The organism is Flavobacterium sp. GW821-FHT11G01 (assembly GCF_058808175.1).
Window position 1 is genome coordinate 365,643 of the sequence record NZ_JBXARK010000001.1, and the last position, 26,773, is coordinate 392,415.

The window sequence follows — 26,773 nt, forward strand, 5'->3', positions numbered from 1 at the left end:
AAATTATTTTTTAGCGGGTTTTTCATAACCTTTGCGAACCATTACACCCCATTTTTGTTCCTTTTGAGAAAAGAAATACCAATACCCCTTTAATGAGGCATAAACATTAATGGGATGATAGACAAAAGGTTCAATAATTGCCATTCCGACAAGCGTAATTAATTCTTTGTAGTTGGCGTAGCTTTTATATAATATTTCGTCAATCAAAATGGATATTATCGTTATCGAAAGATAAAACAGGTATACGATCGTACTTATTATTAAAAGATATTGAAAATCGACCAACCCAAATGCAAGACTGACAACTAAAGTTATAACACCCAAAAATTCTATAATTGGAACTAAAAATTCAAAACTGAAAAAGAAAGGAAGGACCAGGAAAGCTGTTCTTCCGTATTTTGGATTTAAAAACATTTTTCTATGCAAATAAAGTGTTTGTATCAATCCTCTTGCCCAACGTATTCGTTGCCTTAAAAATACTTCTTTTGTACTCGGAACTTCTGTCCAGCAAAGTGATTCGGGAATATATTGAATCAAAAATTTTTCATTTGTATCATGCATATATTTTCGCATACGTGTTACAAGCTCCATATCTTCTCCTAAAGATTTATGCCAATAACCACCAGCTTTAATAACAATATCTTTATCGAACATGCCTAATCCACCAGAAACAAGAAGAAGTCCGTTTATCTGGCTCCACGCCATTCGTCCAAATAAAAAAGAGCGTACATATTCCAATTCCTGAAAGCGCGGATACCATTCTTTTGGATAATGTACCTTAAATAAAAATCCTTCTTTAATATCACATGAATTTGAAATTCTTATTCCTGCACCGGTTGCAATAACTCTCGTTTCATTTTCCATGAAGGGTTTTGCCAGTTTTAAAATGGTATCGCTTTTTAAAATGCAATCCACATCGGTACATAAAAACAAAGGATATTGTGAGGAGTTTATTCCTGCGTTAGATGCATCGGCTTTACTTTTTCCGTTTACTTTGTCGACAACCAGTAGTTTAGAATATACAGGATTTTTTGATTTGTAATGTCCTCTTACGGGTTGTGTCACAATTTTTTCCTGATAATAAAAATCAATTTTAACCAAATCAAATTCGGATATTAATTTTTCGAGAGTATCATCGCTACTTCCATCGTTGACGATAATAATTTCAAACTTGGGATACGTTAAGGAAAGCAATGATTTTACATTATATACAATATTTAATCCTTCATTAAAGGCTGGTGCAACAACTGAAACACCTAAGATATGGTTGGAACGAAGCAAAACTTCTTCTTCCAGATATTTTTGATATTTTAAATGTTTTATGATCGCCCAATACGATAAAATGGATAAAAAAATGTAAAATAAAATATAGCCAAGAGAAAAAGTGGTCACAAAAATATCGTAACAGCGAATCAGATAAGATAGAATATCATGTATCATAGTTCTAATTTTCTGTTGTGATTAATCATTTTTTGTGTGTCTGAATCTTGTTTTCCTAATACATTTAAACTTTCACGATCTAAATTATCCAAGGAACATACCATCTTTAATTTTATATCTTTTATTTCCTGTTTTGGAATTTCAGTTTTCAGAAAAGCAATCGTTTTTTCAGATCCAATTGTGCCTAAGGCTTCCAGCATTTCTAACTGAATTTCGATGGGTTCATTGTAAATCAAAGACAACATTTCGTCTTCGGCTTCTTCTAAAAAAAGATCCTGAATCGCTGTAATAACATCAATTTTTAAGGCTTTATCTTCGTGATGCAGTAATTTTATTATTTCTGCCGATTTATTTCTGTAATTATAAAAAACCATTGTCATCACTGCCAGTTTTAAAATGGTTGGACTTTTCGCCTGAATCCAAAGGTCTAATTGTGCAGGTTGTGGTATATTTTCAGAATGCAGTACATCCATAACTTTTATGGTTGTAATGATGGAAATTTTAATTTGAAGTTTATCAACCGCCTGCCAATTGCCTTTGGATAAAGCCAAATAAGCAATATTGGCATTAGATCGAATGATTTTATTGGGATGAAATAAATATTTTTTTAAAAGTGAAATTCCCGGTTTGTAACCTAACGCATGAAAATGATAGATTCCTTCACATTTTTTATATTTTCTAAAGTCCCGAATTAAACTGGCTGAATAATGATTTAAATCAAGTTCTTTGTAAATTAAAAGGATATTTTTAGCTGTTTTTCCTTTTAAATTGCTTTTCATTCTGATCATATCGCAAATGAGCATTTCTTTGCACCATGTTTTGCGAATTGGAATTTCAGATTTGAATTTTGCTATTTTATATTTTAATGTGTTTTTATCAGGTTTTGATAAGGTGATTTCTGTTAGAAATATTTCTGATTTTCGTATAATTTGATGTCTATAAGGCAGGTTGTATTGATAATAGATTCTTTTTAGAAGCAAAACAACTATTAACGATAGGCTGAGAATAAAAAAAAATGGAATAACGAAATGTTTGATATACTCTATAAGCTTTTCCATACAATATAGATTTATATTGTAATATTACGAAAAAAAAAGTTATAAAGCTAATATTTGAAGCGCTTTTTTGTAGTTAAAATCCTTCAAAAACCCCAAGCCCAAAAAGTGCAAAGTCATATTTTACAGGATCTTGCGAATCCATTTCACGAAGTTTTAAATCTAGTTCTGCTAAAGCTCTTCCATCATTCTGTTTTCGGGAAAGTATGCCTAATTTTCGGGCTACATTTCCGGAATGTACATCCAACGGGCAAGATAATGAGGATGGAGAAATGGTCTTCCAGATTCCTAAATCGACACCTTTTGAATCCTGACGAACCATCCATCGTAAATACATGTTGATTCTTTTTGCTGCCGAATTATTCAAAGGATCTGAAATATGTTTTTGAGTTCTTGGTAAATGATCAATTTCAAAAAATATCTTTTTGAATTCATGTATGCTTTTCTGCAAACTATTTTCTTCCTGATTTTTAGCAAATACTGCTTCTAAGCCGCTGTGATTTTTATAAATATGCTGTAATCCTTTTATGAATCCACCAAAATCTTTTCCGTTGAAAGTACGATGAACAAAATTTTCCAATCGTTCTAAATCTTCATTTGAGTGTGACATGACAAAATCATAAGGCGTATTGCCCATTAATTCCATCATTTGATGCGAATTTTTGATGATCATTTTACGGTTTCCCCAGGCAATTGTTGCACTTAAAAAACCGGCAATTTCAATGTCTTCTTTTTGAGTAAATAAATGTGGAATTTGAACAGGATCACTTTCAATAAAATCCTGATTGTTGTATTGAATGACTTTTTCGTCAAGAAATTCTTTGAGTTCTTTTTGGTTCATTTGAAATGAAAGTTCTTTTTGTTTGAGTGAAAGAAGGACACTAAAGATAGTGAACTGACGCAGTAAATAGTTCCTAATTACTAATCTGCCCGTCTACCATTATTAATTTTCTATCAGCCATATTAGCCAATTCTTCATTATGTGTTACAATGACAAATGTTTGTCCGAATTCATCACGAAGCTGAAAAAATAACTGATGTAAATTTTCGGCAGAATGTGTATCTAAATTTCCCGAAGGTTCATCGGCAAAAATAACATCAGGTTTGTTGATTAAAGCTCTCGCAACAGCAACACGCTGCTGTTCACCGCCTGAAAGTTCATTTGGTTTATGATTGATACGATGTGATAATCCTAAAAAAGTCAATAATTTTTTAGCTTCAGCTTCTGTTTCAGATGGTTTTTTACCTGCAATATAAGCTGGAATACACACGTTTTCTAAGGCTGTAAATTCGGGTAAGAGTTGATGAAACTGAAAAATGAAACCTAAATTTAAATTTCTGAATTTGGATAGTGTTTTATCATTCAGTCCTAAAATATTTTCTCCATTAATAGTTAATGAAGTTTCGCTTTCTGATTTTGAAGGTTTATCTAAAGTTCCTAAAATTTGTAATAAAGTTGTTTTTCCGGCACCTGAAGCGCCAACAATAGAAACAATTTCACCTTTTTTTATATGCAAATCAACTCCTTTTAAAACCTCAAGCTGATCGTAGAATTTATGTATATTTTTTGCGTGTATCATTTTGAAACTGTTTCTACAAAGAAACAAAGATTCTGTCGATATAAAAATGGGTTAACAAAAAATTAAATTCAAGCTTTATAATGTGGAAATTAAAAAAGAAAATTGTCATTAGAAATAAACGATTTTGCTAATTTCTTTTTAAATTCGAATAATCTCTAATTGAATTGAAAATGCAAGATTTAGAAGTAATAAACGAAGAAGATAAAATGAGAAAACTCCTTTTAGGTTTGCTTTTGGATGGAATTGGTATGATTTCTTTCAGCATTCCTTTAATTGGTGAGTTTTCAGATGTGATTTGGGCACCAATAGCTGCTTTTATAATGACCAGAATGTATAAAGGGAGAGTGGGGAAGGTTGCCAGTATTTTGACTTTTTTAGAGGAGATAATTCCGTTTACAGATGTGATTCCTTCCTTTACACTTACGTGGATTTATACCTACTATTTTCAAAAAAGAAATACCGAAATTTAGTTTTTGAATAGAAATCCTAATCCCATATTCTTAAGCATTTTCTTTTCGAAGTTCCAAAAGAAGCGGAATTGACCAAAAACAGTTCCTATGGCGACTAACAAAACCTGATAAATAGGGAAGATAATCAACAAACGAATTAAAGTAAACCAACCACCAAAATCTTCTTTTGTGATGCCCAACCAAACGCAAAAAGGTTTAGACAGCCACGCAGATGCTGATCCTGTGATAGCAAAAACGATAAGTATAATTATGGCTTGTAAATTTGAGGTAATGCCCCAACGTTTCTTTAGTTTATCCATGCTTTATTTAAAACGATTACAAATATAGCAACATTATCGTATTGGAACATACCCGCCAAGCTTTTGTTTGTATGTATTTTGAAAATAAATCATGTAATTGTAAATCAAGTAATTTACTTCGTAACCATAATGAATCTGAGGTCGGTAATCAATTGACATTTCATATAAATTTGGATTATAACGTTGCGGTTGTAATACACGATTATTCCATTCTGTTACGTATTGATAATTTTTGTTTTCAAGATATGACAAAGAGTAATAGTTTCTGGGCTGTGCCATTGACGCCAACCAGTAACTAAAACCGTTATCAATAATAATCACTTCATACTCTAAAGAATCATTTGCAATTCGAACAGTATCGTTTACTTCAGGATGTGTTTTAGGTGAAGCGGCAGCAACTGCATTATTTTTTGATGCTGTAGAACATGCGACTATGGTAAAAATTATAACAAGTATGTAAATTATCTTTTTCATGACCCATTTTTGAACCTTAAATTTACGATTTTTTTTTGAAAAAAGGTTCAAAGAAGCAAAGGTTCATAGGTTCAAAGGAGAAAGGGAGGAATTAAGACAAAAAGCTGTTTGTAAATTTATACAAACAGCTTTTTTATTTTTTTTAAAACCTCTGAGCCTTTGCAGCTCTGAGCCTTTGTAACTTAAAATTTATTTACTTCTAAATAATCTCCCGATAAAAGCTGAAAATCCACCTTTACTTTTAGCAACAACCATAACATCAGCAACATCCAACTTTCCATCGGCGTTTTGGTCTAATCCAAATTGGGTTCCATATTTAGAGATTGTATCCATTATATTTGAAGCTTGTCCGCTGTTTCCGGAAATTGAACTGATAATATCCGAAATATTAAAACTGCTATCATTTGGGTCTTTTGCTTTGTTTACTAAAGAATTTAAAACTTGCGGAATCATACTTGAAGCTACACCAGAAGAATCGGCGTTGCTTAATCCAAATTTTTCACCAAGGCTTCCACTCAATTGCTGTGTTAGCTGCTGCACAACCGGATTAGAACTGTCTATTGAAGATGTTCCGTTAAATAAACCTGCCAATTGTTCTGCACCGCCTTCTGAAGCAATTTTTTGCAATCCGGCAAATATCGAATTACTAGTCTCACCAATCACAGCTTCATTGTGCTCATTTGGGACAGCAGTGTTGTTTACAACAGCATCACCTCCGTATTGTTTTACTAATTGTGTTAATTGTTCAAACATGATTTAAAGAATTTAGATTAGATTTATAACTCAAATTTAATCAAAAAAAGAAAGGGATTTATTAAACAATGTTAATAAATCCCTTCTAAATAATTTAGTTATAATTAATTAGCTCAACAAAGAAATAATTTGTGATGCTAATTCAGTACCAATTCTGTCTTGTGCTTCTCCGGTTGCAGCTCCAATGTGTGGCGTCAACGAAATTTTAGTATGCATTAAAATGGCCATTTCTGGTTTTGGTTCACTTTCGAAAACATCTAAACCTGCAAAAGCAACTTTTCCTGAATCTAAAGCTTTTACTAAAGCTACTTCATCAATAACACCACCACGAGCACAGTTTACGATTCCAACACCATCTTTCATGATTGCCAGTTCTTTTTCTCCAATGATGTAACCATCCTGAGCAGGAACGTGCAGTGTAATGAAATCAGCTTCTTTAAATAAAGATTCTAATGACTGAGAAACGATTGTAGTTGTAATAGATTGTCCGTCAAAAAACTCAACTTTTACATCCACTTGCGGAATAAAGCTATCTGCAGCGATAACCTTCATACCTAAACCAAGCGCCATTTTTGCAGTAGCTTGCCCGATACGTCCAATACCAACAATACCAAGAGTTTTTCCTCTTAATTCAGTTCCGTTTGCATAAGCTTTTTTCAAACCGTCAAAGTTTGAATCTCCTTCAAGAGGCATATTTCTGTTTGAATCATGTAAAAAACGAACACCAGAAAACAAGTGTCCAAACACTAATTCAGCAACAGATTCTGATGATGAAGCAGGCGTATTAATTACGTGGATTCCTTTGCTTTTAGCATAATCAACATCGATATTATCCATACCAACACCACCACGACCAATAATTTTAAGACCAGGACATGCGTCGATAATATCTTTACGAACTTTAGTTGCAGAACGAACTAAAACTACGTCTACATTATTTTCATTTACAAAATTAGCAACTTGTTCCTGAGCTACTTTTGTAGTTATAACTTCAAATCCACCTTTTTCTAAGGCTAGAATTCCACTTTTAGAAATTCCGTCATTGGCTAATACTTTCATTGTAATTATATTTTTTAAGTTATTTATTTCTGTTTCAGATTAATAAATAACGTAAATTATTTGATTTTTCTTTTTTTCTTTTTTGTAAACTGGAGACTAAAAACTAAACTTTAGACTCCAATGCTTTCATTACATCAACTAAAACCTGAACACTTTCGATAGGCATAGCGTTGTAAATAGAAGCTCTGTAGCCACCAACAGAACGGTGTCCTGGTAATCCTGAAATTCCGGCTGCTTTCCATAAAGCATCGAATGTTTCAGTATGATCAGCATTGTTTAGTAAGAAAGTAACGTTCATGTTTGAACGATCTTCAACAGCTGCAGCACCTTTAAATAATGGGTTTCTGTCGATTTCAGTATAAAGTAATTCTGCTTTTGCATTGTTTAATTTTTCAACAGCAGCGATTCCACCTTTTTCTTTAATCCATTGTAAAGTCAGCAAGGATACGTAAACAGCAAAAACTGGAGGAGTATTATACATACTTTCTGCTTTAATATGCTTAGCGTAATCTAACATACTCGGAATTGTTCTTCCGCTTTTTTCTAAAATTTCTTCTTTAACCACTACCAAAGTAGTTCCTGCAGGACCCATATTTTTTTGAGCTCCGGCATAGATTAAATCAAATTTTGAGAAATCCAATTCGCGTGAAAAAATATCAGAACTCATGTCGCAAACAACAGGAATGTTAGTTGCCGGGAATTCTTTCATTTGAGTTCCAAAAATAGTATTGTTACTTGTGCAGTGAAAATAATCTGCATCAGTTGGTATTGTGTATCCTTTTGGAATATGGTTGTAATTTTCTTCTTTTGAAGAAGCTACAACAACAGTTTCTCCAAAATATTTAGCTTCTTTTATTGCAGCAGTTGCCCATGTTCCTGAATCTAAATAAGCTGCTTTCCCGTTTTCTTTCATCAGGTTGTAAGGAGCCATTAAGAATGCAGTACTTGCACCACCTTGTAAAAATAAGGCTTGGTATCCTTTTCCCTGAAGTCCTAATAACTCTAAAGCAAGGGAGCGAGCTTCATCCATAACAGCAACGAAATCTTTACTTCGGTGCGAAATTTCAAGGATTGATAATCCTGAATCATTAAAATTTAAAATTGCTTTTGATGCCTTCTCAAAAACTTCCTGAGGTAAAATACTTGGACCTGCGCTGTAGTTGTGTTTTTTCATGGTTGTTGTTAATAGTCGAAAATTTTAAAGATGCAAATTTCGGCAATAGGAGCTGAAAAAGCGATAAATTATTCGAAATAATTAAACATATTTTTACTTTGTTGTTAACAAAAACGTTATAGTATCTACGTTATCTGCATAATCCCACAATTGCGGATTTTGCGTTTGCCCGAATGGAATACTATTTTCAATTAAATCATTGCTAACGATGCACTGAATTTGTTCAGAATCAGCTTGAAGGCGAGTTTGTAAATCTTCGATATTTTCATAAAATTCATAAAAAACACTCGAAATAGGTGAGGCATAGCTTGGATCTTCTTTAATAGTCAAAAATCCATTATCCAATAATTTGAAATTACTCATTAAAAATACGGCTTTGTTGTAGTCGTAATTGTTAGCATATTTTTCATAATGAATAACATCCTGATATTTGAAAATTCCCTCAAAAAAAGCATCAAATAAATATCCTTTCGGAACAAAAATCTTCGAAACATTTCGGCAACCTAATCCGAAATAACGGAAAATATCTTCGCCTAAAGCTTCTAATTCTTCTTTGCTTTCTTTACCGTTTAAAACGGCAGCCGAATTTCTGTTTTTTCGAATAATCGAAGGTTTATCTTTAAAATAATATTCGAAATATCGTGCTGTATTATTACTTCCGGTCGCTATAACCGTATCAAAATTTTCCAGTTTGCTTTCCACGAAAGTGATTTTATCTTTTAAACTTTCATCAACAGCAATTAAATATTTAGCTAAAAAAGGCAATAAATGCTGATCGTTTGAAGAAGTTTTAATTAATGCTTTATTCCCGGTTATTAAAACCGATAAAAAATCATGAAAACCTACTAAAGGAATATTTCCGGCTAAAATTAGTGCCACTGTTTTTTCTTCTTCTCCTTTTTGAGAAAATTCAGTTTCATAATTGGAAAGCCATTGGTCAAGATTTTTTTCTGTTAACGCATCTGCCCAGGATTTTATTGCAAAATACACTTGTTCAGGCGTGTACCATCCATTATGAGATTGCGATAAATAGATCAGCTTTTCGAAATCATCAAAAAATAAATCGTTATGCAAAACATCCGATTTTCTAATTGTATCGTTTTCGGAAAATTGTTTTAGAAATTTTCCTAATTCAACAAAAACACTTTTTTTTGTTTCTAATGTCATAATGTTTGTTTATGAATAGTTTTGATTGTAATTTTGCACAAAAATAAGCTATATTAAGTTATAAGACAAAGCAGAATAAAATGTTCGTATTATTATTTCTGAACTTGTAACTTTTAACTCGTAACTAAGAAAAAAAATGGCAATAATTATAACAGACGAATGCATCAATTGTGGGGCTTGTGAACCAGAGTGCCCAAATACAGCAATTTATGAAGGTGCTGATGATTGGAGATATAAAGATGGAACAAGTCTTAAAGGAAAAGTGATTTTACCTGACGGAACTGAAGTGGATGCAGAAGATGCTCAAACTCCAATATCTGATGAAGTATATTACATCGTTCCTGGAAAATGTACGGAATGTAAAGGTTTCCATGATGAACCTCAATGTGCGGCTGTATGTCCTGTTGATTGTTGTGTGCCAGACGATAACCATGTAGAAGATGAAGAAACCTTGTTGAATAGACAAGCATTTTTGCACGGATAATTAACGATTCTTAATTTTATTTTTATATATAAAAATCCTGAGTGTTGAGCTCAGGATTTTTTTTTATTTAACGAATATCATTTATTTTTGATTTTTTTATTACATTTTACCGGTTCTTAATGAATTATTTTGTTAATTTGATGTTAACATTTCAATAAGTTGCCTATGAGAGGACTGATACTTTTATTTGTTATTTTCGTTAACACTTCTATTTTTGCTCAAAAAGTGGAGTATTCTATTGTCGTAAAAGATATTGAAACACAATTGCCTATAGAAAATGCAACTGTGTTTATTATGAAAACAAAACAAACATTATTAAGTAATCAGGACGGAAAGGTGACTTTTGAATTGAGCGGTGCATCTAATCTTCAGGTTTCGGAGACCAATTATGAGAATGTAACACTTCGTTGGGGACCTTTAAAACCAGATCTATTTGTTGTTTATCTTAAAAATAACAACAATAAACTAGATGAAATTGTTGTCTCAAAAGAAAAGCCAGAAAAAAATCTTCAAAAAATTGTTTCTAATTCAAGGCAAAAACTGGCAAATGCTTATAGGTTAAAAGTCTATGTAAGAGAGTTTTTTATGTTAGATAATAAATACTCTTATTATAATGACGGATTAGTCAATTTTCAATTTGAAGGAAATCAAAAGCAATCAACTACAACATTATTAGTAGAGCAAAACAGGTCTTATGGCTTGTTGGAAAATGATGTTAGTGCCGATTTAATGGGATATAATTTGAATAACATTATGGAGAATTATTCAAATTTAAAATATTTTGACCCTCTTTTAGATTCAAAAACAAAGAAAGAATACGAGTTCACAACAAAAGGCCATCCAAATAATAAGGATTATTATATAATGTCAGTAACGCCTTTGGATAAATCTAAAAAAGCGCTGGATACTTTTGAGATTATATACGATCCGACAAAAAAGTTAATTGTAGAATTCAGTATTATTATTGCGCCGGGAAATCTCGCTCAAATTGAAGAACAAACAAAAGTGGGCTCAAAAAATGTCACCAGATCGCAAGTTAAGGTAACTTATAGAATCGATGGTGAAGATTATTATCTTTTAAGTTCGAATGAAGAAATCGCTTATGATCTTATTTTAAAAGATCAGATCAAAAAAAACATTCAGGTTCGAAATAATTTTATCACAACAAATTTCAACAGACAAAACTTTACTTATAAAGAAAGTGATGTTTTTAAAGAGAAAACGCTTTTTAATAAAAAGAACAAAATCCTGACCAAATATTGGGATTTATCCGGATTTACTGCTACTGAAGAAGAAAAAGGAATTATAAATTCATTAGAATTTAAGCTGTAGTTTTAAAACACAGAATAAAAAAAACCTGAGCTTTACACTCAGGATTTTTTGTTTTTTAGAACACATAGAAGAATAAATTTGCGATCCGGAGAAAGCTATTCGCTTTTAAATCTTAAATTAGAACTATGCGAAATAAGTTCTTACTATACTAATTCGTTAAAAGTGAAAATTTACGTTTCTATGTGTTTAAAATATTCATTAGAAATTAAATCCAAGTCTTGCATAGTAATAAGCACCGCTGAAACCCATTTGAACTGCATCCCAATAACCTCCTGCTTCAACCCAGTCATCTTGCTGGTCTGGGTAAATGTTTAGTAAGTTATTAGCACCAATGCTAATTTTAGTTGATTTGGCTACTTTAAAGCCTAAAGTTAAATCAGTTACAATTTTTGCTCCATAGGTATCTGTAGCAGCTGCTTTTTGATTTGCAAATACCTGTGCATCGGTTTCAGTTGGAGAAGTTCTGTAATCTTCAGGATCTTCATCCATTTGATAATCTAGTAATTTTACTTCACTAAATCTTGTAAAAGCTAATCCTGCATCAAACCATTTTCTGCCATAATTAAGATTTAAGCCAAATTTATTTGGTGGAGCAGAAGCTAATAAAAAGGCTTTATCGCGTTCTCCAAAAAATGTTTTTTCATCCAGATCGCCATTTTTTACCTTGTCAATTTTCATATCATTAATGTTTCCGACAAGAGTTGCTCCAAATCTGTTTTCATTTATTGTTTTTTTCCATGCTAAGACGATATCCAATCCTTTCGTTTTTGTATCTACACCATTTACGAAAAATTGCGCTTTATCAATATTTCCCGGCAAAGCTGATGCATCAAAATAACCCGTTAAAACAATTCTGTCTTTTACATTTATTAAATATCCATCAACAGTTGCTGTAAAATCTCCAAAATTTGCTGTAAAACCTAAAGAAGCATTTAAGGCTTTTTCTTCATTTAATTTTTGAATTCCAAATGCTCTCGTGATTTCACTGTCATTAGAGGCTAATAAAACTTCTGTAGCCCCCGCTGAACTGAAATTAGTGAAACGCAAGTTATAATAAATTTGAGCTAAAGAAGGTGCACGAAACCCTGTACTAACCGATCCTCTTAAATTAAAATGATCACTCAATTTTAATCTCGATGCTAATTTTCCATTCACAGTACTTCCAAAATCACTATAATTTTCAAAACGAACTGCCCCACTTACCATAAATCCTTCCGTAACATCTAACTCAGCGTCAGTATATAATGAGAAATTCGTGCGATCTTTATTGACCTCATTCAATGGGCTATATCCAGGGAAACCCTGAGAGCCACCAGGTCTTGGTTCTCCAGAGATTGGATCTATAGGAGCACTTTGAGTTGTTGGATCCGTAATTGGCTTTCCATTTGTGTCGTAAGTAGCATATGAACCTTCTTCGCCAGCAAAAATTTCAAATTGTTCTACTCTGAATTCTGTTCCAAAGGCTATATTGAAACCGTTAAGAATACTGTCATAGTTTTTTGAAACATCTAAATTGGTAGTATTTTGAAGTAAACTGTGGCCTCCTGCATCAAATTCATGTGGAGATTTATCTTCAAGTGAAGCATTTATTGTTCCTTTTATGTCATAATGAAATTTGTTTTTTCCCAAAGTATTACTGAAATCCCATTTCCATCCTCCACCAGATTCTGTTCTTATTCCTGCAGCGATCGAATTATCATTTATTTTAGATGTAATTCTTGGTGTATATCCTCCAGGGTATACAGATTCAACAACTCTTTCTCCGTCATTTCTCGTAAAAGCATAAGCATCTGTATCTCTGAAATTACTTCCTCCGAAAGCATAAAATTCAGTTTTATCAGCTATCGGAATAGCAAGATTTACAAATAAATTGACACCTTGAATTTCAGCCTCTCCAAATCCTTTTCTAAAATCAAAACCTGGTCTTAATGTTTTATTTTTATTCAAAAATTCTCCTGTTACATTTACATAACCGCCTTTACTTCCGATCTTAGTTCCATAGTTAGCAGAGACTTGTACAGATCCTCCATCAAAATCCTGATCTTTTCCAAATGAATTTCCATTACCATGTTTGTCTAATCTATAGCCTTCTGTATTAGCTGTTCCTGTAGGGAAATCACCTTTCGCATGAGTATTAAAAACACCATAGGTTATAGATCCTGTAAATTCATTTACGTTGTCGTTTGTTATGATATTAATAACACCGGCAATAGCATCAGAGCCGTATTGTGCAGCAGCGCCATCACGCAAAATCTCAATTCTTTTGATAGAAGCAGCTGGAATAGCATTCAAATCTGTTCCCGTATTTCCACGACCACGAGTTCCAAATAAATTGATTAAAGACGATTGATGTCTTCTTTTTCCGTTAATCAAAACCAAAGTCTGGTCTGGTCCCATACCTCTTAAAGAAGCCGGATCAACGTGGTCAGCCCCATCAGAACCTGATTGTTTGTTGGCATTGAATGAAGGAGCTACATATTGTAATAACTGATTAATTTCAATTTTACCACTTTGTGTTGTTACATCTTTCACATTAATAACATCAATAGGAACGGCAGAATTAACAACTGTTCTCTTGGTACTTCTGGAACCCACAACGACAACGTCATTTAAAACCTGACCGCCGCTTTCGTCCAGATTAATTTCCATTTTATCTGAGGCTATTTTTTCGACAGTTGAAAACCCAACATAACTAAAAACTAATTTAGCACCTTCTTTTACTTTTATTTTAAAACCGCCGTCTACATCAGTAGAAACGCCATTTGTAGTTCCTTTTTCGATAATATTTACGCCCGGAAGTGGTGTTCCGGTTTTATCTTTTACAACACCCGAGACTTCTTTTTGAGCAAAAAGAAATGCTGTATTTAATAGAAATAATAATAATACAATCTTTTTCATGGTTTGGTTCTTTTTGGTTTATTGTTTTGTTTGTTATTTGATAAAAGTAGTATTTTTTAACAAAAACTTAATAAAAAGTTTAATTTTTTTCAAGAAGGTACTTTAAAATACATTAATCGTCATTTTTACTTCACTTACGAGCTATTAAATCTTATATTTGCAAAATTTTAAAGCCAAAAAATATCATTTTGGCAGAAACAAAAGATCATAACAAAAAATATAAAACATTAAAAATGACTCGTATATATAAGGAGTAGCATTTTTGATGTAGCCTGAAAAATTTCAGGATAAAATAAAAACAAACAGAAACAACAGATGAAAGCAGGAATTGTAGGATTACCAAATGTTGGAAAATCAACATTATTTAATTGTTTATCTAATGCAAAAGCGCAAAGTGCCAATTTTCCGTTTTGTACAATCGAACCTAATATTGGTGTTGTAAACGTTCCGGATCCAAGAATCAATAAATTAGAAGAATTGGTAAAACCAGAGCGTGTACAAATGGCAACAGTTGATATCGTAGATATTGCAGGTTTGGTAAAAGGTGCAAGTAAAGGTGAAGGTCTTGGAAACCAGTTTTTAGGAAACATTAGAGAGTGTAATGCTATTATTCACGTTTTACGTTGTTTTGACAATGATAATATTGTTCACGTTGACGGAAATGTAAATCCAATTCGTGATAAAGAAACTATCGATATCGAATTGCAGTTAAAAGATTTAGAAACGGTTGAAAAACGTTTAGAAAAAGTAAATCGTGCTGCTAAAACCGGAAATAAAGAAGCGCAAACTGAAAAAGCACTTTTAGACAGAATCAGAGAATCATTATTACAAGCTAAATCGGCTCGTACTGTTGTACCTCAAGGGAACGATGAAGAAGATTTAATGGAATCTTTTCAGTTGATTACTGCAAAACCAGTTTTATACGTTTGTAATGTTGATGAAAATTCAGCTGTAAACGGAAATAAATATGTGGATCAGGTTCGTGAATTAGTAAAAGACGAAGATGCGGAAGTTATTATTCTTTCAGTAGGAGCAGAGGCTGATATTACAGAATTAGAAAGCTACGAAGAGCGTCAGGTTTTCCTTGAAGATATGGGATTAACTGAGCCAGGAGCATCTGTTTTAATTCGTGCAGCTTACAAATTATTAAAACAACAAACTTATTTTACCGCTGGTGTAAAAGAAGTTCGTGCCTGGACAATCAACATTGGAGCAACAGCGCCACAAGCAGCTGGAGTTATCCACACTGATTTTGAAAAAGGATTCATCCGTGCTGAAGTTATCTCATACGAAGATTACGTTCAATACGGTTCTGAAGCAAAAGCAAAAGAAGCTGGAAAATTTAAAGTTGAAGGAAAAGAATATATCGTTAAAGATGGTGATGTGATGCACTTCCGTTTTAACGTTTAGTCTTTTTGAGAGAAGATAAAATAAAGAACAAAGAATAAAGACTAAAACTGCTGGAGAGATTCAGCAGTTTTTTTTATGTATAAACTTAAATTTCTTAATTTTTTTTGATAAAGTTTGTCATTTCGACTGAAAGGAGAAATCACATTAGAAGCTCGACAAAGATTGGCGATTCTCTTTGTGTATTCACGAGTGTGATTTCTCCTTTCAGTCGAAATGACAAAAAAAGACATGTGCATCTTCAATAAACAAAAAAATTGGCTCAAAAATTGGTTACAGAAAAATTAACCAATTACTAATCTAAAATCAACCAATTAAAATGCTAAAAAAATCTTTCAAATTTCTGGGCTGGACACTTTTCGGAATTTTCAGTTTTGTTGTTTTGTATGTACTATCAGTTTATCTGATTTCCAAAATCACCGTCAATTCAGATATTGCAAAAGTTGAAGAAGAAAACGCAATTCCAATTTACATTCTTTCAAACGGAGTTCACACTGATATTGTAGTTCCGATAAAAAACGAAATTAAAGACTGGCGAAACGAAATTCAGTTCAGTCAAACGCAATCAAAAGATTCTTTGATGAATTTCATTGCTTTTGGTTGGGGAGATAAAGGCTTTTATCTCGATACGCCGGAATGGTCAGATTTAAAAGCAAGTACAGCTTTAAAAGCAGCATTTGGGGTAAGTTCATCAGCAATGCATACTACATTTTTCAAACAATTGCGAGAAGGACACGATTGCAAACGCATTTTAATTTCAAAAGAAAATTACCAAAGTTTAGTCAATTATATTTCGAATAGTTTCAGCGATCCAATTCATCCACAATGGATTGAAGGTCACAGCTACGGAAAAAAAGATGCTTTTTATGAAGCAAAAGGAAGTTATAGTCTTTTTAATACCTGCAATACCTGGGCAAATAGTGCGCTAAAAGCTGCGAATCAAAAGGCAAGTTTGTGGACGGTTTACGATAAAGGGATTTTTTGTCATTATCAATAAATCGGACTATGAAAAAGATATTTTTAATTTTGATAATGATAGTTGTATTAAGTTCCTGTAAAAAAGCAGATGCAGCCGCAGAACCTTATGGTAGTTTTACATTTTACTTTGAGAATCCTCAACCAACTAATGATTCTGAGCTAAATGGTTTTCCAGCCAAATTCAAAGGATTATATGAGAGTAAAGATTCTAGTTTTTTAAGAATTGAAGATGTTAGAATTTTAAAGGAATATATTTTTAAATTCAAGGTTCACAGAAAAGAAATGGATTCTTTAAAATCTGAATATGAGCTTGTTGATGGGAAATTAATTACTAAGGATACAAAGGATAAATTTGACATAAAAGTTGTGGGCGATTCTATGGAGTTGTCTCAGAAAAGTACAGACACATTATTCAGATTATCATACAATCAGAAAGTAAAACGTATCGATGGCCATTTGGTTTTAAGTACAAGAGATTCCGTTTTTTGGAAAATCCAAATAGTATCATTAGAAAAGAATATTCTTAAATTTAAACGTATTTATTTACCAGAAGACTTGCAAAAATTAGATTCAGTTACAGCTATAAAAGCGAAAATATTGGATTCGCTTTCTTATATGATAAAACCAACAAGAAAAGAATTCAAAAATATTTTAAAAATTAAAAATCTCGGTGATGAACGTGAATATAAAAAAGTTGCAAAATAAATTAATGAAGACATGGTAAAAATATAATATTTGTCCAAAAAGCAACAATTCAAAATTTTCCAGTATTCCTTAAATTTGAGAAAATCTCAAAAATCAGCATATCGTGAAAATAAAAAAAATATTCTCTAAATCTTGGTTTCTGTTAAAGAACACTTTTACAGAATTTAATGATGATAATGCCATTAAATTGAGTGCGGCATTATCCTATTATACCATTTTTGCATTACCACCTTTATTGATTATCATTATAACCATTTGCGGGTTTTTCTTTGGTGAAGAAGCAGTTACAGGACAATTATATGGACAAATAAACGAATTGGTTGGTAACGAAGCAGCAGGTCAGATTCAGGAAGCGATTAAAAATGTACAGCTTTCAGGCAGTAATGTTTTTGCAACTGTATTTGGAGTGGTTATGTTATTAATTGGTGCTTCAGGGGTTTTTGCAGAAATTCAAAGTTCAATTAATTTTATTTGGGGTTTGCGCGCTAAGCCAGATAAAGGTCTTAAAAAATTCATACAAAATCGTTTAATGTCGTTTTCTATGATTGCCTCGGTTGGATTTTTAATGCTGGTCAGCCTTTTTGTAAATACAACACTTGATGTTTTGAGTTCGCGCTTAAAAGAATATTTTCCGGAAAGTACCGTCTACTTATTTTATATTGTCAATATTGTAATTGTTTTGGCTAGTATTACGCTTCTTTTTACCATTATTTTTAGAACATTACCAGATGGAAAAATAAGATGGAAAGATGCTTTTATTGGATCATCAGTAACAGCAATACTTTTTATGATTGGTAAATTTGCCATCGGTTTTTATTTAGGAAGCTCTACAGTTGCTTCGGTTTATGGTGCTGCAGGTTCTGTCATAATAATTCTGGTTTGGGTTTATTATTCGGCAATAATTCTGTATTTTGGAGCAGAATTTACTAAAGTTTATGCAAAATCATATGGAGGGAAAATTTATCCAAACGAATATTCGGTAGAAATAGCAAAAGAGATTTATGAAATCGATGAGCCAAAAAAAGAACCAATAGAAGAAACATTACAAAAAGAGAAACCATGAAAATAGTAGCCTTTGGAGGAAGTAACAGTACGCAGTCAATCAATAAACATTTAGCAACTTACGCAGCAAGTTTATTCGAAAATGGAGAAGTTGAAGTTTTAGATTTAAACGATTTTGCAATGCCCTTATTCAGCGTTGATCTCGAAAAAGAAGTAGGACAGCACGAACTTGCAAAAGCATTTCTTGCTAAATTGGCGAGCGCAGATATTTTAGTCGTTTCTCTTGCTGAGAATAATAATAATTATTCGACAGCCTTCAAAAACGTATTCGATTGGAGCTCCAGAATTACCAAAGAAGTTTTTAAGCAAAAACCAATGTTATTATTGGCAACTTCACCAGGTTCAAGAGGTGGCGCTTCAGTACTGGAAATTGCCCGTAATGCTTTGCCAAGATATGGAGCAGAAATTAAAGGAACTTTTTCATTACCAGCTTTTGGCGCGAATTTTGATTTACAAGAAAATAAAATTGCTAACGTTGAGTTAGATAAAGAACTAAAAGATATTATTAAATCAAATTTTTAAATGCCACAAAAAAAGATTGCTTTTATATTCCTTTTGCTGAATAGTATTTTTTTGAATTATACTTTTGCGCAAAAAATTAGTGAGGTTGATAAAATCGTCGCAAAATATCCGAAAAATTTTGCGTCAACAGAAAAATTAGCGGAAAGAATCGAAGATGACTTCAGTTCTGATTATGATAAAGCCAGAGCAATTTACAGCTGGATGGCTTTTAATATAAAATATGACTTCAATGCTTTTTTGAATCCGCCCAGAACGCAAGGTTTCAGCTATTCCAGTGAAGCTGAAAAACAAAGAAAAATAAAACAGATCAATGACAATCTGATTGAAAAAACTTTTAAATCTCAAAAAGCAGTTTGTGAAGGTTTTACCGCTTTGTATCAGCATTTAAATTCTTTGGTTGGAATAAAATGCGAAATCATCCGTGGAGATTCTAAAATTTCGGTAAGAGATATTGGTCGCAAAACAACTTCTTCAAACCATGCCTGGAATATGGTTTTAATTGATAAAAAATGGCGTTTGGTAGATGTTACCTGGGGTCAGGGTTATTATGACAGTAGTAAAGGCCGAATGGTGAGTGATTTTTCTTCTACCTATTTCGATACAGATCCTGATTATTTTTTCGCCAAACATTTTCCTGATTCGGGTTCTTATTTGGGGAATAAATTAAGTAAAGAGGATTTCCTGAACGGACCTTTGATTTACAATAAAACCATAGAATACGATTATAAAATTAAATCGCCGGACTCTGGTTTAGTAGAAGTAAAAAAAGGCGATAAAATTACTGTAGAAATCAAAAACGTTTCAAAATCAGATCAGGTTTTTTATTTAAACAAAAGAAATCAGCCGGTTAAAATTCAGAATGCAAAAGAAAAACGCGGCGGATTGGAATTTCAAATTACTTACGATAAAAACATAGGCGATTACATTACTGTTTTTGTGGATACTAACAGTATTGTTTCTTTCAAAATTATTCCCAAATAATTAAATATGTTTCTTGTTGGAATTTTCTTCTTTTATTGAATTGGCGTATCTTAGCAATTCAGGATTTGAATTAATAGGCCATGGAGACAACTTTTCTGAAATCGATCTTAGATAATGATTTCTATAAATTTACGATGCAACATGCCGTGATCAGACTTTTTCCTAAAGCAAAAGTTCGGTACGGATTTATAAATCGTGGAAAACATAAATTTCCGCCAGGTTTTGCAGACTTGCTTCGTAAATCTGTAGATGCAATGGCAGATTTGAGACTGACAAAAGACGAAAAACATTATTTATCGCATCATTGTCCTTATCTTGATCCTACTTATTTAGATTTTCTACAAGGATATAGTTATGATCCGTCTGAAGTTCATATTTCTCAGGAAGGGTCAGAAATAAAAGTTGTAGTTGAAGGTTTTTGGTACCGAACCATTTTATGGGAAGTTCCTTTAATGGCCTTAATTTCTGAGCTTTTTTATAAATCAAATCATTTAATTCGCCTGAATGACGAAGCTATAAAAGAATTGACGAAAAATAAAATTGACAATTATAATAAAATTGGAGTTTCTATTTTAGAATTCGGTACAAGACGCCGTCATTCTTACGATGTACATGTTTTAGTGAATGAGACATTAAGTACTTATGGTTCTCAAAGTTTTATCGGAACCAGCAATGTACATTTTGCGATGGTCAATAACAAAAGGCCTTTAGGTACACATGCACACGAATGGTTTATGTTTCATGCAGCACAATATGGCTTTAAAATGGCGAATATGATGAGCCTGGAACATTGGACGCAAGTATATGGTGGCGACCTCGGAATTGCTTTAACGGATACTTACACCACTGAAGTTTTCTTTAATCAATTTGATAAAAAATATTCCAAACTTTTTGACGGCGTGCGGCATGATAGTGGCGACCCAATTGAGTTTGCCCAAAAAGTGATTATGCACTATACAAAAATGGGAATTGATCCAAAATCTAAAATTATTGTTTTTTCGGATTCGCTCAATTTTGACAAAGTAAAAGCCATAACCGATTTTTGTAAAGACAAAATCAAAATGTCATTTGGTATCGGAACTAATTTTACCAATGATGTTGGTCTTCCATCAATGAATATGGTAATAAAATTAACCGATACAAAACCTGATAACACACATTGGCAAGGTGTTGTCAAACTTTCTGACGAAAAAAATAAAAACACGGGAACGCCCGAAATGATTGCTTTGGCTAAAGAAGTGCTCGGAATAAAATAGTATTGTTTTGTTTCATAGCTGTTTTTTTATATTTTTAACGGTCGTATTTTTTTAAAATCAATTTAAATAGATTTAAAAGCTGTTATTATTCATAACAAAAAAAAAATACGCTTTTATTTTTTACCCAGAAATGGTACATTAGCCAAAAATCCAATTCATTTATGCTAGAGCAAAATCAATATAACGAAGATAATATCCGATCACTCGATTGGAAGGAACATATTCGTATGCGTCCCGGAATGTATATCGGGAAATTGGGAGATGGATCTTCGCCGGATGACGGTATTTATATTCTTTTAAAAGAGGTTTTAGACAACTGTATCGATGAGTTCGTAATGGGCTCGGGAAAAACTATTGAGGTGACTATTAAGGATAAAACGGTTTCGGTTCGTGATTACGGACGTGGAATTCCGTTAGGAAAAGTTGTTGATGTAGTTTCGAAAATGAATACAGGTGGAAAGTACGATTCTAAAGCTTTCCAGAAATCAGTTGGTTTGAACGGTGTCGGAACAAAAGCCGTAAATGCACTTTCAAATTATTTCAGAGTAGAATCGGTTCGTGATGAAAAACAAAAAGCGGCTGAATTTTCGGGAGGAAATCTGGTTTTAGAAGAAGATGTAATCGAAACAACGAAACGAAAAGGAACAAAAGTTACTTTTACGCCAGACGAAACGATTTTCAAAAACTACAAATTCCGTATGGAATATGTAATTAAAATGGTTAAAAACTATTGTTACCTAAACAATGGTTTGACAATTATTTTTAATGGAGAAAAATATATTTCTGAAAATGGTCTTCGTGATTTATTAGAAGAAACAATTAGCGAAGAAGATTTAGAATATCCTATCATTCACTTGAAAGATCATGATATTGAAATCGCCTTAACGCACAGTAAAACACAATACAGCGAAGAATATCACTCTTTTGTTAACGGTCAGAATACTACACAGGGAGGAACGCATTTAGCAGCTTATAGAGAAGCACTTGTAAAAACCATTCGTGAGTTTTACAACAAAAACTTTGAAGCTTCTGATGTTCGAAAATCGATTGTGAGTGCGATCAGTATCAAAGTAATGGAACCGGTTTTTGAGTCTCAGACCAAAACCAAATTAGGTTCTACAGATATGGGTTCTGATGATGGAACACCAGCAGTTTCTGTTCGTACTTTTGTAAACGATTTTGTAAAAAACAAACTAGATAATTATTTACATAAAAATCCGCAGACTGCAGAAGCTTTATTGCGTAAAATTTTGCAGGCAGAAAGAGAACGTAAAGAGTTATCAGGAATTAGAAAACTAGCTACAGATCGTGCCAAAAAAGCCAATCTTCATAATAAGAAATTGAGAGATTGTCGTGCGCATCTTCCGGATACTAAAAACCCAAGAAACTTAGAAAGTACACTTTTTATTACCGAGGGAGATTCGGCTTCCGGATCAATCACAAAGTCACGTGACGTAAACACCCAAGCGGTTTTCAGTTTACGTGGTAAGCCTTTGAATTCATACGGAATGACAAAAAAAATTGTGTACGAAAATGAAGAATTCAATTTATTACAAGCTGCTTTAGATATCGAAGACGGTTTAGAAAAATTAAGATACAACAACATCGTAATCGCCACCGATGCCGATGTCGACGGAATGCATATTCGTTTGTTGTTGATTACTTTCTTCTTGCAATTTTTCCCGGAATTAATCAAAGAAGGGCATTTGTATATTTTGCAAACGCCACTTTTCAGGGTTCGAAACAAAAAAGAAACCATTTATTGTTATTCTGAAGAAGAAAGAAGAGACGCTATTGAAAAACTAAAACCAAAACCAGAAATTACCCGATTTAAAGGTTTGGGAGAGATTTCTCCGGATGAGTTCAAGAATTTCATTGGAGAAACCATTCGACTTGACCCAATTATGATGGATAAAAACACTTCGATTGAACAATTGCTTTCTTTTTATATGGGAAAAAATACTCCGGACAGACAAGAGTTTATCATCAAGAATTTGAAGGTGGAGTTGGATACGATTGAGGAAATATAAAAAATGGAAAAGAAAAAATTGATATACGCAGCAATTGTATTTATTTTAAGTTTTGCTTTAACTTATACATTAATAAAAATGTATAAAAATCAGCAAAGCAAGGAAACAGTTGAGAAAATTAAGGATAAATAAAATAATATCGGAATCAAAATAAATGAAAGACGAAGAAGACGATAACATAATTCCAAACGACGAAGAGAATAATTCAGATGAAAATCCTCTTGATGAAAATCAAGAAGGAAATGATGATGAAATTATCGATGTAGATGCTAAACATTTTGAAGGACAGCATTTTTACGAAAATCAGGAAGAAGAAGGCGAAGACGTGATTACGAAAGTAACCGGTATGTACAAAGACTGGTTTTTGGATTATGCTTCGTACGTAATTCTGGAACGTGCCGTTCCTGCTATCGAGGACGGATTTAAGCCTGTTCAGCGTCGTATTATGCACTCTTTAAAAGAGTTGGATGATGGTCGTTATAATAAAGTTGCCAATGTCGTTGGTCACACCATGCAGTATCACCCACACGGAGATGCTAGTATTGGTGATGCAATGGTGCAAATTGGTCAAAAAGACTTATTGATTGACTGTCAAGGAAACTGGGGAAATATTTTAACGGGCGATGGAGCAGCTGCTTCGCGTTACATTGAGGCACGTTTATCTAAATTTGCTTTGGAGGTTTTATATTCTCCAAAAATTACCGATTGGGGCGTTTCATATGATGGTCGTCGTGCAGAACCAAACAATCTTCCGGTAAAATTCCCATTGCTTTTGGCACAAGGAGCAGAAGGTATTGCGGTGGGACTTTCGACAAAAGTATTACCACACAACTTCAATGAATTAATTGATGCTTCGATCAAGATTTTAAAAGGAAAACCTTTTACCTTATATCCTGATTTTATGACACAAGGTATAGCCGATGTGTCAAATTATAATGACGGACTTCGTGGCGGACGTGTGCGTGTACGTGCGAAAATTGCACAATTAGACAAAAACACATTGGTGATAACGCAAATTCCGTTTTCGACCAATACAACGACTTTGATTGACAGTATTTTGAAAGCCAATGATAAAGGTAAAATCAAAATCAAGAAAATTGAAGATAATACTGCGGCTGATGTAGAGATTTTAATTCATCTTTTCCCGGGCGTTTCACCAGATAAAACAATTGATGCTTTATTTGCTTTTACAGCCTGCGAAACTTCTGTTGCGCCTTTAGGATGTGTTATTGAAGACAATAAACCTTTATTTATTGGTGTTTCTGAAATGTTGAAAATTTCAACACACAGAACAGTTGATTTGCTTAAGCAAGAACTAGAGATTCAATTAGAAGAATTAAAAAATAAATGGCATTTTTCTACTTTAGAAAAAATCTTCATTCGTGAAGAAATGTACATTGACTTCAAATTATATTCTGATAGAGAATCACTTTATAAATATTTATACGATCGATTTGAGCCGTTTAAAAAATCATTTGTCAGAGAAATTAATGATGATGATTTACAGCGATTGACTCAAATTCCGATGATTCGTATTACTCGTTTCGACTCTGATAAAGCCGATGATTTTATCGCGAAATTAGAAGACGAAATGAAAGAAGTTGAGCATAATTTGGAGCATTTAACCGATTTTGCCATTGCTTATTTCACAAAATTAAAAGAGAAATACGGAAGAGGTCGTGAACGTCAGACAGAACTTCGTGTTTTTGATAATGTTGAGGCTACAAAAGTAGTTTTACGTAACACAAAACTATATGTAAATCGTGAAGAAGGTTTTGTTGGAACCAGTTTAAAGAAAGACGAATATGTAGCAGATTGTTCTGATATTGATGATGTAATTGTGTTTTTACGCGACGGTAAAATGATGATTACAAAAGTCGACGCTAAAACATTCGTTGGTAAAGATATTATACACATTGCTGTTTTCGATAAAAGTGATAAACGTACGATTTACAACATGATTTATCGCGACGGAAAATCAGGTCCATCTTTCATTAAGCGTTTTAATGTTTCAGGAGTTACGCGCGACAAAGCATATGATTTGACAAGCGGAACAAATGGATCGCAAGTAGTTTATTTCTCTCATAATCCGAATGGAGAAGCAGAGGTTGTTACCATTTTATTACGTCAGGTTGGAACAATTAAAAAACTGAAATTTGATATTGATTTTGCCAAATTAGCCATTAAAGGACGTGCTTCAAAAGGAAATTTGGTTACGAAATATCCAATCAAGAAAATCGAATTAAAAGAAAAAGGAATCTCAACTTTACTACCAAGAAAAGTTTGGTTTGATGATACCGTAAAACGTTTGAATGTTGATGCAAGAGGAGAATTGTTAGGAGAATTTAAGCCAAGTGATAAAATTTTGATTATCAATCAGACTGGTAAATTAAAAGTTATTATTCCCGAATTATCTACTCATTTTGATGAAGATATGATTGTTTTGGAAAAATGGAAACCTAAAAAGCCAATTTCAGCAATTTATTATGATGGAGAAAAAGAGCGTTATTTCTTAAAGCGTTTTCTTGTGGAAAGTGAAGGAAAAGAAGAAAGTTTCATCACAGACCACCCAAATTCGCAATTAGAAATTGTTTCAACAGATTATCGTCCGTTGGCACAATTGGTTTTTGCAAAAGTAAAAGGCGTTCAAAAAGAAGATTTACATATTGACGTAGAAGATTTTATAGCCGTAAAAGGTTTTAAAGCTTTAGGGAATCAATTAACGGCAGATAAATTAAAGCAGGTTAATTTGTTAGAGCCACTTCCTTACGAAGAGCCGGTTGAAGAAGTTCCTGAAAAACCAGAATTGCCAGAAGATGATGATTCAGTAGAAACAGAATTAGATGACGACGGCCAAATAGGTTTGATTTTAGAATAAAATAGAAAACGCTAAGATTAGTTCTTAGCGTTTTTTTATAGAAAAGATTTGAGAATTAATTTTCAAGAAGAGAAGATATTTCTTTTCTAATCCATTTAACTTCATTGTTTTCAATATGGACAGAAATAATGTCTCCATCTTTTACTTCTCCAGAAATTATCTTTTTGGCTAAAGGTCTTCTTAAATGTGTTCTAATAATACTTTTAATAGGTCTTGCGCCGTATTTAGCATTATAGCCATTTTCAGCAAGATAAAGTTTCGCTTCCATCGGAATTTCGACTTGAATATTAATGTTTTTCAATAAATCCATAAACTCTTTTTTAAGATGAATCTCAAAAATCTTCAATGCATTTTCTTTACTGATAGGCGTAAAAGGTACAATCTCAGTCAACCGTCCTAAAAATTCAGGCCGGAAATAGTTCCCCATAATTTCCATTAAAGAATTTGAAGTTGGAATTTCACCATTATTGAAAGTGTTTACAATGTGATCTGCACCAATATTTGAGGTAAAAAGAATTATAGCGTTTGAGAAATCGCCTTCCTTTCCTAAACGATCATGGAGTTTTCCTTCATCCATAATTTGTAGGAAAATATCAAAAACAGAAGGGTGTGCTTTTTCAATTTCATCAAATAAAACGATGGAATAAGGTTTCTGTCTGATCATGTTTACTAGCAAACTCCCCTGTTCATAGCCTACATAGCCCGGCGGAGCACCAAAGAATGGGAGTATTTATGTGACAGTTTTATGAAAAATCTTAAAAATAGATCA

At 32.8% G+C, this 26,773-nt stretch carries 24 protein-coding genes and 1 pseudogene; 13 read left to right on the forward strand and 12 right to left on the reverse strand.

Annotation, left to right across the window (positions count from 1 at the left end; all coding sequences use genetic code 11):
- Window positions 1-3 precede the first annotated feature (3 nt).
- The 4 genes from AC1RRN_RS01570 to AC1RRN_RS01585 all read right to left on the reverse strand — a co-directional run bounded on the left by AC1RRN_RS01570 (window position 4) and on the right by AC1RRN_RS01585 (window position 4,075).
- Entirely contained in the window at window positions 4-1,440 is a 1,437-nt protein-coding gene (locus tag AC1RRN_RS01570; protein ID WP_492965598.1) for a glycosyltransferase family 2 protein, read from the reverse strand.
- Window positions 1,437-2,498, reverse strand: a complete 1,062-nt coding sequence (locus AC1RRN_RS01575; RefSeq protein WP_492965599.1) for a HEAT repeat domain-containing protein — start codon at window positions 2,496-2,498, stop codon at window positions 1,437-1,439. Before AC1RRN_RS01575 ends, AC1RRN_RS01570 begins: the two co-directional genes overlap by 4 nt.
- Window positions 2,499-2,571: 73 nt before the next feature.
- The gene (locus AC1RRN_RS01580) at window positions 2,572-3,336 is read right to left on the reverse strand and encodes a TIGR02757 family protein (RefSeq protein WP_492965600.1); all 765 of its coding nucleotides are present in this window, start codon (window positions 3,334-3,336) and stop codon (window positions 2,572-2,574) included.
- Window positions 3,337-3,409: 73 nt separating this feature from the next.
- Window positions 3,410-4,075 carry an ABC transporter ATP-binding protein gene (locus AC1RRN_RS01585; RefSeq protein ID WP_492965601.1) on the reverse strand — a complete coding sequence of 222 codons (666 nt, stop codon included), beginning with the start codon at window positions 4,073-4,075 and terminating at the stop codon, window positions 3,410-3,412.
- A 170-nt stretch (window positions 4,076-4,245) separates the two neighbouring features.
- On the opposite strand from AC1RRN_RS01585, the gene AC1RRN_RS01590 reads away from it, so the two are divergent.
- Window positions 4,246-4,545 (forward strand): hypothetical protein, encoded by a 300-nt coding sequence (locus AC1RRN_RS01590; RefSeq protein WP_492965602.1) that lies wholly within the window; start codon window positions 4,246-4,248, stop codon window positions 4,543-4,545.
- Here AC1RRN_RS01590 and AC1RRN_RS01595 read toward each other — a convergent pair.
- The 6 genes from AC1RRN_RS01595 to AC1RRN_RS01620 form a co-directional block, all read right to left on the reverse strand.
- Complete coding sequence (locus tag AC1RRN_RS01595) at window positions 4,542-4,844, reverse strand: DUF6787 family protein (RefSeq protein ID WP_074656977.1); 303 nt, start codon at window positions 4,842-4,844, stop codon at window positions 4,542-4,544. The two genes, AC1RRN_RS01590 and AC1RRN_RS01595, sit on opposite strands and share 4 nt — an antisense overlap.
- Before the next feature lie 33 nt (window positions 4,845-4,877).
- Window positions 4,878-5,318, reverse strand: a complete 441-nt coding sequence (locus AC1RRN_RS01600) for a DUF6146 family protein (protein ID WP_492965603.1) — start codon at window positions 5,316-5,318, stop codon at window positions 4,878-4,880.
- Window positions 5,319-5,507: 189 nt separating this feature from the next.
- On the reverse strand, window positions 5,508-6,071 hold the full coding sequence (locus AC1RRN_RS01605; RefSeq protein WP_492965604.1) for a DUF937 domain-containing protein: 564 nt from the start codon (window positions 6,069-6,071) through the stop codon (window positions 5,508-5,510).
- 108 nt (window positions 6,072-6,179) lie between these two features.
- Entirely contained in the window at window positions 6,180-7,130 is a 951-nt protein-coding gene (locus AC1RRN_RS01610; RefSeq protein ID WP_074656980.1) for a D-2-hydroxyacid dehydrogenase, read from the reverse strand.
- A gap of 103 nt (window positions 7,131-7,233) precedes the next feature.
- Window positions 7,234-8,304, reverse strand: a complete 1,071-nt coding sequence (gene serC, locus AC1RRN_RS01615) for a 3-phosphoserine/phosphohydroxythreonine transaminase (protein ID WP_492965605.1) — start codon at window positions 8,302-8,304, stop codon at window positions 7,234-7,236.
- A 93-nt stretch (window positions 8,305-8,397) separates the two neighbouring features.
- Entirely contained in the window at window positions 8,398-9,471 is a 1,074-nt protein-coding gene (locus tag AC1RRN_RS01620) for an acyl-CoA reductase (RefSeq protein WP_492965607.1), read from the reverse strand.
- A gap of 136 nt (window positions 9,472-9,607) precedes the next feature.
- Here AC1RRN_RS01620 and AC1RRN_RS01625 point away from each other — a divergent pair, with 136 nt between their 5' ends.
- Window positions 9,608-9,955 (forward strand): 4Fe-4S dicluster domain-containing protein, encoded by a 348-nt coding sequence (locus AC1RRN_RS01625; RefSeq protein ID WP_072971397.1) that lies wholly within the window; start codon window positions 9,608-9,610, stop codon window positions 9,953-9,955.
- A gap of 165 nt (window positions 9,956-10,120) precedes the next feature.
- Window positions 10,121-11,287: a peptidase associated/transthyretin-like domain-containing protein gene (locus tag AC1RRN_RS01630; RefSeq protein ID WP_492965608.1), complete on the forward strand. Its 1,167-nt coding sequence runs from the start codon at window positions 10,121-10,123 to the stop codon at window positions 11,285-11,287.
- Window positions 11,288-11,485: 198 nt separating this feature from the next.
- Here the strand turns inward: AC1RRN_RS01630 and AC1RRN_RS01635 are convergent, their stop codons facing one another.
- Entirely contained in the window at window positions 11,486-14,185 is a 2,700-nt protein-coding gene (locus tag AC1RRN_RS01635; RefSeq protein ID WP_492965609.1) for a TonB-dependent receptor, read from the reverse strand.
- 315 nt (window positions 14,186-14,500) lie between these two features.
- On the opposite strand from AC1RRN_RS01635, the gene ychF reads away from it, so the two are divergent.
- From ychF to AC1RRN_RS01685, 10 genes are all read left to right on the forward strand, one after another.
- On the forward strand, window positions 14,501-15,595 hold the full coding sequence (gene ychF / locus AC1RRN_RS01640) for a redox-regulated ATPase YchF (protein ID WP_492965611.1): 1,095 nt from the start codon (window positions 14,501-14,503) through the stop codon (window positions 15,593-15,595).
- A gap of 316 nt (window positions 15,596-15,911) precedes the next feature.
- The gene (locus tag AC1RRN_RS01645) at window positions 15,912-16,589 is read left to right on the forward strand and encodes a TIGR02117 family protein (protein WP_492965612.1); all 678 of its coding nucleotides are present in this window, start codon (window positions 15,912-15,914) and stop codon (window positions 16,587-16,589) included.
- Window positions 16,590-16,597: 8 nt separating this feature from the next.
- Entirely contained in the window at window positions 16,598-17,275 is a 678-nt protein-coding gene (locus tag AC1RRN_RS01650; RefSeq protein ID WP_492965613.1) for a hypothetical protein, read from the forward strand.
- A 103-nt stretch (window positions 17,276-17,378) separates the two neighbouring features.
- Window positions 17,379-18,338, forward strand: a complete 960-nt coding sequence (locus AC1RRN_RS01655; protein WP_492965614.1) for a YihY/virulence factor BrkB family protein — start codon at window positions 17,379-17,381, stop codon at window positions 18,336-18,338.
- Window positions 18,335-18,859, forward strand: coding sequence for an NADPH-dependent FMN reductase (locus AC1RRN_RS01660; RefSeq protein ID WP_492965615.1), 525 nt, complete (start codon window positions 18,335-18,337; stop codon window positions 18,857-18,859). Before AC1RRN_RS01655 ends, AC1RRN_RS01660 begins: the two co-directional genes overlap by 4 nt.
- Window positions 18,860-19,840, forward strand: coding sequence for a transglutaminase domain-containing protein (locus tag AC1RRN_RS01665; RefSeq protein ID WP_492965616.1), 981 nt, complete (start codon window positions 18,860-18,862; stop codon window positions 19,838-19,840).
- Between the two features lie 80 nt (window positions 19,841-19,920).
- Window positions 19,921-21,096 carry a nicotinate phosphoribosyltransferase gene (pncB, locus tag AC1RRN_RS01670; protein ID WP_492965617.1) on the forward strand — a complete coding sequence of 392 codons (1,176 nt, stop codon included), beginning with the start codon at window positions 19,921-19,923 and terminating at the stop codon, window positions 21,094-21,096.
- A gap of 161 nt (window positions 21,097-21,257) precedes the next feature.
- Window positions 21,258-23,126, forward strand: coding sequence for a DNA topoisomerase IV subunit B (locus AC1RRN_RS01675; protein WP_492965618.1), 1,869 nt, complete (start codon window positions 21,258-21,260; stop codon window positions 23,124-23,126).
- 3 nt (window positions 23,127-23,129) lie between these two features.
- A complete protein-coding gene (locus AC1RRN_RS01680) occupies window positions 23,130-23,258 on the forward strand; it encodes a hypothetical protein (protein WP_492965620.1) in 129 nt (42 codons plus the stop codon).
- Window positions 23,259-23,280: 22 nt separating this feature from the next.
- Window positions 23,281-26,004 (forward strand): DNA gyrase/topoisomerase IV subunit A, encoded by a 2,724-nt coding sequence (locus AC1RRN_RS01685; protein ID WP_492965621.1) that lies wholly within the window; start codon window positions 23,281-23,283, stop codon window positions 26,002-26,004.
- A 55-nt stretch (window positions 26,005-26,059) separates the two neighbouring features.
- Here the strand turns inward: AC1RRN_RS01685 and AC1RRN_RS01690 are convergent.
- Window positions 26,060-26,722: pseudogene (locus AC1RRN_RS01690) on the reverse strand (AAA family ATPase); the annotation flags it as partial.
- Window positions 26,723-26,773 lie beyond the last annotated feature (51 nt).

Excerpts from the sequence above, each read along its gene's own strand:
- AC1RRN_RS01650 (WP_492965613.1), top strand. The coding sequence starts at position 16,598 with ATGAAAAAGATATTTTTAATTTTGATAATGATAGTTGTATTAAGTTCC.
- AC1RRN_RS01625 (WP_072971397.1), top strand. The coding sequence starts at position 9,608 with ATGGCAATAATTATAACAGACGAATGCATCAATTGTGGGGCTTGTGAA.
- AC1RRN_RS01675 (WP_492965618.1), top strand. The coding sequence starts at position 21,258 with ATGCTAGAGCAAAATCAATATAACGAAGATAATATCCGATCACTCGAT.
- AC1RRN_RS01685 (WP_492965621.1), top strand. The coding sequence starts at position 23,281 with ATGAAAGACGAAGAAGACGATAACATAATTCCAAACGACGAAGAGAAT.
- AC1RRN_RS01595 (WP_074656977.1), bottom strand. The coding sequence starts at position 4,844 with ATGGATAAACTAAAGAAACGTTGGGGCATTACCTCAAATTTACAAGCC.
- AC1RRN_RS01660 (WP_492965615.1), top strand. The coding sequence starts at position 18,335 with ATGAAAATAGTAGCCTTTGGAGGAAGTAACAGTACGCAGTCAATCAAT.
- AC1RRN_RS01600 (WP_492965603.1), bottom strand. The coding sequence starts at position 5,318 with ATGAAAAAGATAATTTACATACTTGTTATAATTTTTACCATAGTCGCA.
- AC1RRN_RS01585 (WP_492965601.1), bottom strand. The coding sequence starts at position 4,075 with ATGATACACGCAAAAAATATACATAAATTCTACGATCAGCTTGAGGTT.
- AC1RRN_RS01630 (WP_492965608.1), top strand. The coding sequence starts at position 10,121 with ATGAGAGGACTGATACTTTTATTTGTTATTTTCGTTAACACTTCTATT.
- pncB (WP_492965617.1), top strand. The coding sequence starts at position 19,921 with ATGGAGACAACTTTTCTGAAATCGATCTTAGATAATGATTTCTATAAA.
- AC1RRN_RS01590 (WP_492965602.1), top strand. The coding sequence starts at position 4,246 with ATGCAAGATTTAGAAGTAATAAACGAAGAAGATAAAATGAGAAAACTC.
- AC1RRN_RS01645 (WP_492965612.1), top strand. The coding sequence starts at position 15,912 with ATGCTAAAAAAATCTTTCAAATTTCTGGGCTGGACACTTTTCGGAATT.
- AC1RRN_RS01605 (WP_492965604.1), bottom strand. The coding sequence starts at position 6,071 with ATGTTTGAACAATTAACACAATTAGTAAAACAATACGGAGGTGATGCT.
- AC1RRN_RS01580 (WP_492965600.1), bottom strand. The coding sequence starts at position 3,336 with ATGAACCAAAAAGAACTCAAAGAATTTCTTGACGAAAAAGTCATTCAA.
- AC1RRN_RS01620 (WP_492965607.1), bottom strand. The coding sequence starts at position 9,471 with ATGACATTAGAAACAAAAAAAAGTGTTTTTGTTGAATTAGGAAAATTT.
- AC1RRN_RS01635 (WP_492965609.1), bottom strand. The coding sequence starts at position 14,185 with ATGAAAAAGATTGTATTATTATTATTTCTATTAAATACAGCATTTCTT.
- ychF (WP_492965611.1), top strand. The coding sequence starts at position 14,501 with ATGAAAGCAGGAATTGTAGGATTACCAAATGTTGGAAAATCAACATTA.
- AC1RRN_RS01610 (WP_074656980.1), bottom strand. The coding sequence starts at position 7,130 with ATGAAAGTATTAGCCAATGACGGAATTTCTAAAAGTGGAATTCTAGCC.
- AC1RRN_RS01575 (WP_492965599.1), bottom strand. The coding sequence starts at position 2,498 with ATGGAAAAGCTTATAGAGTATATCAAACATTTCGTTATTCCATTTTTT.
- serC (WP_492965605.1), bottom strand. The coding sequence starts at position 8,304 with ATGAAAAAACACAACTACAGCGCAGGTCCAAGTATTTTACCTCAGGAA.
- AC1RRN_RS01680 (WP_492965620.1), top strand. The coding sequence starts at position 23,130 with ATGGAAAAGAAAAAATTGATATACGCAGCAATTGTATTTATTTTAAGT.
- AC1RRN_RS01665 (WP_492965616.1), top strand. The coding sequence starts at position 18,860 with ATGCCACAAAAAAAGATTGCTTTTATATTCCTTTTGCTGAATAGTATT.
- AC1RRN_RS01570 (WP_492965598.1), bottom strand. The coding sequence starts at position 1,440 with ATGATACATGATATTCTATCTTATCTGATTCGCTGTTACGATATTTTT.